Origin of the sequence: Parasphingorhabdus sp. (genome assembly GCF_036568145.1) — a bacterium.
Taxonomy (GTDB): Bacteria; Pseudomonadota; Alphaproteobacteria; order Sphingomonadales; family Sphingomonadaceae; genus Parasphingorhabdus.
In genome coordinates this window covers 58,317-67,847 of record NZ_DATCTC010000032.1, presented here as the reverse complement: position 1 = coordinate 67,847, position 9,531 = coordinate 58,317, and the positions used below count along the sequence as shown (strand labels likewise).

Sequence of the window (9,531 nt, the reverse complement as noted above, 5' to 3'; positions counted from 1 at the left end):
AAGCAGATATTGCAATATGCACTATTAAGGTTCTCCCGATCGCGTCCGCTTGTGGAAAGTGAATGCCTTTGGTATAGATAGTATTCTAAGTAATTGGGGAGCGGGATGCAAGATTATAAAGACAGCCTGTATAAAGGCTGCGTGCATGATATTCACACAGAGCCACGGGCGGCGCTCTGTAATGACTGATCTTTCAGCGTCGCTATCGGCTTTCATGACCCGTATTGCGGGTTCTGGCGAGCTATCTGATCTCCAGCGTCTTTCTGGCGGGGCGAATATGGAAAGCTGGGCGTTTGACTGGGGTGAGGGCGATGATCGCCGCTCCTATGTTCTTCGCCGTGCCCCTTCGCCCGATTACATGGCGGGGCGACCTTATGGTCACAGCGATGAAGCGGCGCTCGTCATGGCCGCGCACGATGCCGGTGTGAAAGCGCCCGAAGTCGTCGGTGTGCTTGCAGATAGCGATGGCATGGGAACCGGCTATATCATGCGGCGCATTGTCGGCGAGGTTAACCCGGTCAAAATACTGGCCGCGCCTCCGCCTTCATTGCTGAACGACCTTGGCCGCGAACTGGCGCGCATCCACGCTATTCCTGCCGAAACTATCCCCGCGACAATCCCGGTGCTGGATATAGCTTCGGAGCTTGCCGAATATAAATCCCGTTTCCTTGAATATGGTGGCGACCGGCCGATTATCGCGCTGGCTATCAAATGGTGCGAGGAGCATTTGCCTGATCCTGCCGCCTCTGTGCTTGTCCACGGGGATTATCGCATGGGCAATATCATGGTGGACGAGCATGGTCTGGCCGGAGTGCTCGACTGGGAATTGTCGCATCTTGGCGATCCGCATGATGATCTAGCCTATGGCTGCATGACTGTGTGGCGCTTTGGCCAGCTTGATCGTCCGGCGTTCGGGGTAGGCGGTCTTGATGATTATTTCGCGGCGTACAGGGACGCAGGCGGCGCACCGGTTGATCCAGAGCGGTTTCATTTCTGGCTTGTGTTCCGCACTTTATGGTGGGCGCTCGGATGCTTGCAAATGGGCGAAGCATGGCGGAGCGGTGCTGATCCTACGGTAGAACGCGTCGTCATCGGTCGCCGGACCGCAGAGCAGGAGCTGGATTTGCTCATGCTGCTGGAAACAGGCGCGCCAGAAGAGGAACGAAGCCGTCCGTTACCACCATCATCTACAACCGCCCCCGAGCCAAAAGGGGAGCCTTCCAAACAAGAGATAGTTCAGGCCGTGCGCGACTGGCTGGGCGAAAAAATAAAACCGGACGCCAGCGGCCACGCCAAGTTCGAGGTCGCGGTTGCGATGAACGCGCTTGGCATCGTAATGCGTGACCTTGGCGCGAATGTTTCTGCCGAAGATGCGAGACGCGCGAGCGACATTATGGACGGCGCGGTGACGCTTGCCGATCCGGGGGTGCTCGCGCAGTTACGCCGCGATGCTATCGACAAATGCACGGTTGATAGCCCCAAATATGCGGCACTGGCCCGCGCACGTTCCCAGTGGAGCGCATGAAAACAAAACTATAAAAAAAGGAAGAGGATCAAATATGAATTTTGCGATACCGGACGACTTACAAGCCTACCTTGATGAACTGGATGCCTTTATCGAGGCGGAGATCAAACCGCTTGAGCAAGCTGATGACAATATCCGCTTCTTTGACCATCGCCGCGAACATAGCCGGACCGACTGGGATAATCAGGGCTTGCCGCGCCACGAGTGGGAAGAGTTGCTGCGTGCCGCAACCAGACGGGCGGATGCCGCGGGCCACTGGCGCTTTTCCGCGCCCAAAAAATATGGTGGCAAGGACGGATCGAACCTGTGGATGGCGGTCATACGCGAACATTTCGCGGCAAAGGGGCTTGGGCTGCACAATGACTTGCAGAACGAGCATAGCATTGTCGGCAACTTCCCTTTCGTCGAGATGTTCGAACAATTCGCGACCAGCGAGGAGCAGAAACAGGAGTTCATCCTCGGCGGCTTTGAAGGCAAACGACGGACCGCTTTCGGCCTGACAGAACCCGATCATGGCAGCGACGCGACGCATATGGAAACCCGCGCCGTTCCCGAAACCCGCGACGGGGTGGACGGCTGGCTCATCAACGGGCGAAAGATGTGGATCACCGGAATGCATGTCGCAAGCCACTGTGCGACTTTCTGCCGGACCAGCGGCAATGATGGCGATGCCAAGGGTATAAGCTGCCTGATTGTCCCCACTGGCACGCCGGGGATGACGGTGGATGAATATATGTGGACGTTCAACATGCCCACCGATCACCCGCGCATGACCTTTACCGATGTCTGGGTGCCCGATAGCGCGCGGCTCGGTCCGCTGGATGGCGGTCTGTCCATCGCGCAAAGTTTTGTGCATCAAAACCGCATCCGGCAGGCGGCTTCATCCTTGGGCGCGGCGGTCTATTGCATAGAAGAAAGCGTGAAATATGCCCGCGAGCGCAAGCCGTTCGGTCAAGCGTTGGCAAAAAATCAGGCGATCCAATTCCCGCTGGTCGAGCTGGCGACACAGGCCGAAATGCTGCGCCTGCTGATCCACAAGACCGCTTGGGAAATGGACAATATGCCGCATAAAGAGGTGGAGCACCGCCTGTCGGACCGCGTATCGATGTGCAATTACTGGGCAAACCGGCTTTGCTGCGAAGCGGCCGACCGGGCGATGCAGGTCCATGGCGGGATGGGCTATTCCCGGCACAAGCCGTTTGAACATATCTACCGGCACCATCGCCGTTACCGCATTACCGAAGGCGCGGAAGAAATACAGATGCGAAAAGTAGCGGCGTACCTGTTCGGCTATCTGGGGCCGCGCAAGGAAACTCTGGGCAAGATTTAACAGACAAGGGTCAGTCGGCGAAATGCAGGCTGACCCCGCCTAAACCTTCAATATGTGCGGTGAAACTGTCACCCGGCACCGCAGCGACCATCGGGCCCAGTGCCCCTGACAATATGATGCCGCCCGCCTTCAACGGATTGCCCTGATGGATTCGTATCGACGCCAGCCAGGCGAGTGCATTTAACGGATTACCAAGACAGGCCGCGCCGCTGCCTTCTGAAACAAGCACGCCATTTTTCTCCATCCGCATCGCGCAGCCGACAAGGTCGATATCCGCCAGTTTCAACCGCTCTGTGCCAAGCACGAACAGCCCCGATGAAGCATTGTCCGCAATGGTGTCGACAAAAGTTATATTCCAGTCCGCGACACGGCTGTCGGCAATTTCAAGCGCGGGAAGAGCATAGGAAATTGCATCTGCCAATTCTGCGGGATCGTCGCCGACCATATCAATATCGCGGCCAAGGCAGAAAGCAATTTCGGCCTCTACCCTGGGCTGTAGCAATTTTCCGGCCGGAATAGAGCCGCCATCATCAATGGCCATGTCATTAAATAATATTCCGAAATCAGGCTGATCTACACCAAGCTGTTTTTGCACCGCTTTGGACGTAAGCCCGATCTTGGCCCCGACAATCCGTCGTCCTTCCCGCAACCAGTGATCCCTGTTCAGCGCCTGTATCTCATAGGCATCATCTACGCTCGCCCGCGGATCGCTATCGCGCAGCGGCGCTATCGTTGGACCGGCATAGGCACTACGCAATTGTTCAGCATGAAATTGGTGGTCAATCAAAAGGAGTCTCGCAAAATGGTTGGTGGATCAGATTTCAGATAAGGGCAAATCTACTGATATGACAATGTTCCTGTTGGAGTTCCTTTATCATAGACAAACAATACTTCAAATACTAAGTATCTGTTGGGAGGTCTGATATCAAAGGAATGGCGTAGTGAGTAAAGTGAGCAATGACGAAGAAGCGGCCCTGCCGAACTCTTTGGGATATGAGTCACCGATGACGCTACCTGCCCCGCGCACGTTGTATGACAAAATCTGGGACGCGCATGTCGTTGCCGAGGATGATGGGGAAAGTTTGATTTATGTTGATCTCCATTTAATCCATGAAGTCACTTCACCGCAGGCTTTTTCAGGGCTTGCTGCCGCCGGGCGAAAGGTTAGGCGGCCTGATTTAGCGCTGGCATTATCGGACCATAACGTGCCGACTATTGATCAGGATGCTGGCACGTCTGCTGTCATGGATGAAGAAGCGCGTGCTCAGCTTGAGGTGTTGGCAGAAAATGCCGATCGTGCCGGTATAGAACGCTTTGCTATGGGCGATCCGCGCAACGGAATTGTCCATGTGGTCGGGCCGGAACAAGGGCGATCGCAGCCTGGAATGACTATCGTTTGCGGTGACAGCCATACATCGACCCATGGTGCCTTTGGGGCTCTGGCCTTTGGTATCGGAACGTCCGAGGTAGAGCATGTTCTGGCAACTCAGACCATTCGTCAGCGTCGCTCTCGTAATATGCGCATCAATGTTTCTGGAGACATGTCACCACATGTTTATGCCAAGGATCTCGCGCTCTATATCCTGCAACAGATCGGTGTGGACGGGGCCACTGGTCATGTCGTCGAATTTATCGGCGAAACAATCCGTTCACTGTCGATGGAAGGCCGGATGACCTTGTGCAATCTCAGTATCGAAATGGGTGCGCGGGCTGGACTAGTCGCGCCTGATAAGCAGACATATGCCTATTTAAAAGACCGACCTGCTTCGCCTTCCAGCGCAGAGTGGGACGTGAAACTTGAACAGTGGTCGCAGTTGTCGAGTGACGCAGACGCAGTTTTTGATCGAATGATAGAAATTGATGCAAATGCGGTCCGACCGATGGTCAGTTGGGGAACGAATCCTTCGCAGACCATTGCTGTTGATGAAGTAATTCCTGATCCTGGAATGTTGAACCATCCAGTGCTTCGCTCCGAAGCGGAACGGGCGCTGGAATATATGGGTCTGCTGCCTGGTATGCCTATTACAGGGCTACGCCTTGACCGTATTTTTATTGGCAGTTGTACTAATAGCCGTATCGAAGATTTGCGTGCTGCCGCAGCGATTGTGGATGGGAAAAAGGTCGCGCCGCATCTCAGCGCGATGATAGTGCCTGGGTCGGGTCTGATAAAAATGCAGGCAGAAGCAGAAGGCCTAGACCAGATTTTCCGCGATGCCGGCTTTGACTGGCGACAACCTGGCTGCTCGATGTGTGTAGGGATGAATGCCGATAAATTGCTGCCCGGTGAACGCTGCGGATCAACTTCCAACCGCAATTTTGAAAACCGGCAAGGCCAAAGTGGTCGAACGCATTTAATGAGCCCGGCCATAGCCGCAGCAAGTGCCATTGCCGGGCATATTATCGATCCGGATAAACTTTAGGCGGCGTTCTCGAACCGTTCGATGGCGTCGCTATGCTGCAAAGTCCGAGCAATGTCGTCAAGTCCATTGAGCAGGATGCGGCGGTCATTCTGATCGATGGTAAAGGCGATGATGTCGCCTGATGAGAGGATGATTTGTTGATCTACAAGATTAACAGTGACCGGAGCATATTCGGAATCGGCGACAGTTTCGTGCAAATCACGACAGGCATCATCGGATAATGTGATGAGCAAAAGTCCATTTTTGCGGGCATTGGATGCGAATATTTCACCAAAGCTAGGCGCAATGATACAGCGGATTCCAAAATCAGTGATCGCCCAAACCGCATGTTCTCGTGAAGAGCCACAACCAAAATTCCGGTCAGTTATCAAAATCCGGGCTTGGCGGCACTGCGGATGGTTAAGGATAAAATCCGGACGGGCGCGTCCATCGCTATCATAACGTTGCGTTTGGAAAAGATGATCGCCAAGCCCCTCGCGGGTTAGGCCTTTCATAAATTGCGCTGGAAGGATCAGGTCAGTGTCAACATTTGACAGCGGCAGAGGCGCGGCTACTGCGATAATCGTGGTAAATTTTTTCACCGGATTCTCCACATTTTTTGCACTAAAAGGGATAAAACAAACATGATTTGGTTCAGATGGTTATCGCCTTTTTGGACAAGGGCGGCCACTACTGCCATTATGAATGAGGGTTAAAAGAATAGATTGCTGCACAATAGTTTGTATACTAAGGATAGCATATTGTGAGCGTTAATCAACTGGATCAAAACCAGCGCTATGGGAGATGAATAATGGCTAACAAGAATCAGGATAATCGCCATCGCCCGGAATATTATACCGATCCGAACAACAGTATTGGTTATTTGGCTCGAATTGTATTTCGTTCATTCTCGCGTCTTTTGGAACGCGGAACGCTGACCCACAATGTTTCGGCGGGTCAATGGCGTTTCTTGCGGCAGCTATGGCGAGAAGACGGGATTACACAGCGTGAACTGAGTGAACGGGTTGGAATGCGAGAGCCGACAACCGTGGTAGCATTGAAAGGTCTGGAAAAAGACGGTTTCATCATTCGCAAGAAAACTCCCGTGGACCGACGCAAAACCTTTATTTATTTGACACCGCACGCCAAGCAGCTGGAACTGATCCTTGCGCCAATGAATGCCGAAATTCATGAAATTGCGACCCGCGGGATGACCAATGAAGAAGTCTCTACGCTGCAAGAATTAATGCGGCGCGTCATCGAGAATCTGGCTGATGAAACACGGCAATTATCCGATCTGACGGATGTTAAGGCTTAAACATACCGCGCTGCGGTAACGCGAAAGGTTGGTAGAAGTAATAATGACAAAAATCGCTGTAATCGCCGGAAGCGTTCGCGAAGGATCGTTCAACCAAATGCTGGCGGATCTGGCACTGTCTCAATTAAAGGCACATGGTGCGAAGGTCACAGAGATTGACTTGGCGTCGTTTGATTTGCCGATCTACTCCGCTGAGTTGGAGGCCAATAATTTTCCACCCGATGCGCTCCGCCTCAAACAGATATTGATTGAACAGGACGGATTACTGGTCGTTTCACCGGAATATAATGGCTCGATTCCGCCATTGCTCAAAAATGCGATCGATTGGGCCTCGCGGCCAACAGGGGATGAAGGGCTAGTTGCGCTAACGGCCTATCGCGGTAAAGTCGCCGCTATAATGTCAGCATCGCTGAGCCCGTTCGGCGGTCTGCGCGGTCTTATGCATTTACGTCAGATTTTGACTACGGTCCAGATGATCGTCATTCCCGATCAGGTTTCGGTTCCTGCGGCTCATGCTGCCTTTGACGGTGATGGTGGGTTGAAGGATGGGATGGTGACATCGCTGATCGATATTACGACACAGCGATTGGTTAAAGTCGCGGCTGCACTAGCCGATTGAGAGCTAAGTTCGGATAATTTGTCTAGGCGTTTCGTTTGATATCATGATTGATATTATCACCCCAATCTGAGTCCAGCGCATCGAGCATCGCATCGAATTTTTCCTGACCGAGAATATTGGAAATTTGCGTGGTTAAGCTGTCCATTGCCAGCTGCGCATCGCGTCGCATCTGCTTTCCGGTTTCTGTCAGTTCAAGGATGACGTGCCGACGATCCTTCGGGTCGACTTTGAGCTGGAGAATGCCAAGCTTTTCCATCTGATTGATCGTACTGTGTATGGCTTGCCGCGAAATGCCGATGTTGCGGGCAATATCCGATGGCCGCACGATACCACTGACAATATTGGTCATGACCATTGATTGTGAACGGCTAACATCGGGCCAGCCGCGTTCATGAAGCCGGGACTGGAGGCCTTCGTCCATCCAGCAGAAGCGTTGAAACAACGCGATGATCAATTGGTTTTTCTTCATAGGCGGTGTCCGCCTTTCTTCGCATATTTCTATGATAAATTTCTGGAAACTATGTGAAGCGGGCAAGCGGTGAAAGCAATACGACGTTGCAAATAAAAAACACTTAGGATACTATCTTTTACGAAAAGGTCGTGTTCATAAACTTGCTTTGCAACCATAATGGATCGGTGTCGCAGGAAGATAAACGACTCAAAAATAGCGTTCGGAGAGGAATGAGCAAGAAAATGGATGGACTGATGCAAGAGGTCGAACTGACTGTCGACCGTATCATAGGCCATGCTGCACATTGGCACGGTGGACGGGAAATCATCTCTCGCGATGCAGATGGCAACGTAACGCGCACCGATTATGCAAGTGTCCATAGGAATGCCAAGCGGGTATCGAACGCGCTTTGTGCCGCCGGGATTAAGCCGGGCGACCGTATTGCTACTATGGGCTGGAACAGCGCACGGCATCTTGCGGCATGGTATGGTGCAGCGGGGATGGGAGCCGTGCTCCATACACTTAATCCGCGCCTGTTCGCTGAGCAGATCAGCTATATCGCAAAGCATGGCGGTAGCAAGCTACTGATTGCTGATCCTTCTACGGCTGAACTTGTCGGACAGTTGCTGGAACAAATACCTGCAATTGAACAGGTGATTTTCTTCTGCGCTCGTGAAAATATGCCAAAAACCAGCTTTGAAGCCATAGCATTTGACAATTGGATCGGCGATCAACCAGCGGAATATGAATGGGGCGGCTTTGACGAGAAAAGCGCGTGCGGGCTTTGTTATACGTCGGGAACCACTGGCAATCCGAAAGGTGTACTTTATTCACACCGTTCGAACTATATCCACGCGCTCATGACATTGCAGAGCGATGCGCTGGCCCTTTCGTCGCGAGATACGGTTTTGTTAGTGGTGCCAATGTATCATGCTAATGCATGGGGCGTCGTGTATTCCGCGCCTGCTGTCGGCGCGAAGCTTGTCTTGCCAGGGCAACGCATGGACGGCGAATCGATTTATAACCTGATTGAGGAAGAGGGCGTCACCTATTCGGCCGCTGTCCCGACTGTCTGGCAAATGCTGCTTGAATATATGCAGGGGAATGACAAGCATTTCACAACATTGGAACGCGTCACTATCGGCGGTTCGGCATGTCCTGAATCGATCATCCGGGCTTTCCGGGACGATTATGGCGTAGATGTTGTCCAGGGTTGGGGGATGACCGAGACTTCTCCGCTAGGCACCGTCTCTGTACCTAATGCGTCGGTTGCTGCAAAATCTGATAATGAGCAAATGGCTTACAAGCTTAAGCAAGGACGGCTGCTTTGCGGTCTTGAAATGAAGCTGGTTGACGATGAAGGGAACCATTTGCCCCATGATGGCAAAACACCGGGGCGGTTGATGATAAAGGGGCCGACGATTGCGCGCGCCTATTTTGGCGGTGAAGGTGGAAACGTGCTCGATGAAGACGGGTTTTTCGATACAGGTGATGTCTCCACGATCGACAGTGAAGGTTATATGCAGATAACCGACCGTGCCAAGGATGTAGTAAAATCCGGAGGCGAATGGATCAGCTCTATCGAGATAGAAAATATCGCCATGGGACATGATGCTGTGGCGATAGCGGCTGTCGTTGGGGTTGTGCATCCCAAATGGGACGAGCGCCCTGTCTTGCTGTGCCAGTTGAAAAGCGGCGGGCGGGCCGATGCAGCGGACATAAGGGAATATCTTGAAGGTAAAATCGCTAAATGGTGGATGCCGGACGATATAATATTCGTCGATGAAATTCCGATAGGACCGACCGGAAAAATTGACAAGCTTGCGATCAGGGCAGGGTTGAAAGGATATTCGCTTCCATTCGAAGTTACCCGCTGACCAATTTATTTA

At 52.7% G+C, this 9,531-nt stretch carries 9 protein-coding genes; 6 read left to right on the top strand and 3 right to left on the bottom strand.

What is annotated here, in order from left to right:
- The first annotated feature begins 181 nt into the window (after positions 1-181).
- A complete protein-coding gene (locus VIN76_RS13450; RefSeq protein WP_332042380.1) occupies positions 182-1,525 on the top strand; it encodes a phosphotransferase family protein in 1,344 nt (447 codons plus the stop codon).
- A gap of 34 nt (positions 1,526-1,559) precedes the next feature.
- The gene (locus tag VIN76_RS13445; protein WP_332042379.1) at positions 1,560-2,855 is read left to right on the top strand and encodes an acyl-CoA dehydrogenase family protein; all 1,296 of its coding nucleotides are present in this window, start codon (positions 1,560-1,562) and stop codon (positions 2,853-2,855) included.
- A 10-nt stretch (positions 2,856-2,865) separates the two neighbouring features.
- Here VIN76_RS13445 and VIN76_RS13440 read toward each other — a convergent pair whose 3' ends face one another.
- Complete coding sequence (locus VIN76_RS13440; protein ID WP_332042378.1) at positions 2,866-3,642, bottom strand: 2-keto-4-pentenoate hydratase; 777 nt, start codon at positions 3,640-3,642, stop codon at positions 2,866-2,868.
- 217 nt (positions 3,643-3,859) lie between these two features.
- Here VIN76_RS13440 and leuC point away from each other — a divergent pair, with 217 nt between their 5' ends.
- Positions 3,860-5,275 (top strand): 3-isopropylmalate dehydratase large subunit, encoded by a 1,416-nt coding sequence (gene leuC / locus VIN76_RS13435; RefSeq protein ID WP_332042382.1) that lies wholly within the window; start codon positions 3,860-3,862, stop codon positions 5,273-5,275.
- Here leuC and leuD read toward each other — a convergent pair.
- Positions 5,272-5,856, bottom strand: a complete 585-nt coding sequence (gene leuD, locus VIN76_RS13430; RefSeq protein WP_332042377.1) for a 3-isopropylmalate dehydratase small subunit — start codon at positions 5,854-5,856, stop codon at positions 5,272-5,274. The genes leuC and leuD overlap by 4 nt on opposite strands.
- A 209-nt stretch (positions 5,857-6,065) precedes the next feature.
- Between leuD and VIN76_RS13425 the strand changes: the two genes are divergently transcribed.
- Entirely contained in the window at positions 6,066-6,572 is a 507-nt protein-coding gene (locus tag VIN76_RS13425) for a MarR family transcriptional regulator (protein ID WP_332042376.1), read from the top strand.
- Positions 6,573-6,615: 43 nt separating this feature from the next.
- A complete protein-coding gene (locus VIN76_RS13420) occupies positions 6,616-7,191 on the top strand; it encodes an NAD(P)H-dependent oxidoreductase (RefSeq protein ID WP_332042375.1) in 576 nt (191 codons plus the stop codon).
- 22 nt (positions 7,192-7,213) lie between these two features.
- Here the strand turns inward: VIN76_RS13420 and VIN76_RS13415 are convergent, their stop codons facing one another.
- Positions 7,214-7,660, bottom strand: a complete 447-nt coding sequence (locus VIN76_RS13415; protein WP_332042374.1) for a MarR family winged helix-turn-helix transcriptional regulator — start codon at positions 7,658-7,660, stop codon at positions 7,214-7,216.
- A gap of 212 nt (positions 7,661-7,872) precedes the next feature.
- Here VIN76_RS13415 and VIN76_RS13410 point away from each other — a divergent pair, with 212 nt between their 5' ends.
- Entirely contained in the window at positions 7,873-9,519 is a 1,647-nt protein-coding gene (locus tag VIN76_RS13410; RefSeq protein WP_332042373.1) for a long-chain-fatty-acid--CoA ligase, read from the top strand.
- The last annotated feature ends 12 nt before the right edge of the window (positions 9,520-9,531 follow it).

What these genes read in the sequence shown, in the direction of transcription:
- VIN76_RS13415 (WP_332042374.1), bottom strand. Translation starts at nt 7,660, where the DNA reads ATGAAGAAAAACCAATTGATCATCGCGTTGTTTCAACGCTTCTGCTGG.
- VIN76_RS13425 (WP_332042376.1), top strand. Translation starts at nt 6,066, where the DNA reads ATGGCTAACAAGAATCAGGATAATCGCCATCGCCCGGAATATTATACC.
- leuC (WP_332042382.1), top strand. Translation starts at nt 3,860, where the DNA reads ATGACGCTACCTGCCCCGCGCACGTTGTATGACAAAATCTGGGACGCG.
- VIN76_RS13445 (WP_332042379.1), top strand. Translation starts at nt 1,560, where the DNA reads ATGAATTTTGCGATACCGGACGACTTACAAGCCTACCTTGATGAACTG.
- VIN76_RS13450 (WP_332042380.1), top strand. Translation starts at nt 182, where the DNA reads ATGACTGATCTTTCAGCGTCGCTATCGGCTTTCATGACCCGTATTGCG.
- VIN76_RS13420 (WP_332042375.1), top strand. Translation starts at nt 6,616, where the DNA reads ATGACAAAAATCGCTGTAATCGCCGGAAGCGTTCGCGAAGGATCGTTC.
- VIN76_RS13410 (WP_332042373.1), top strand. Translation starts at nt 7,873, where the DNA reads ATGAGCAAGAAAATGGATGGACTGATGCAAGAGGTCGAACTGACTGTC.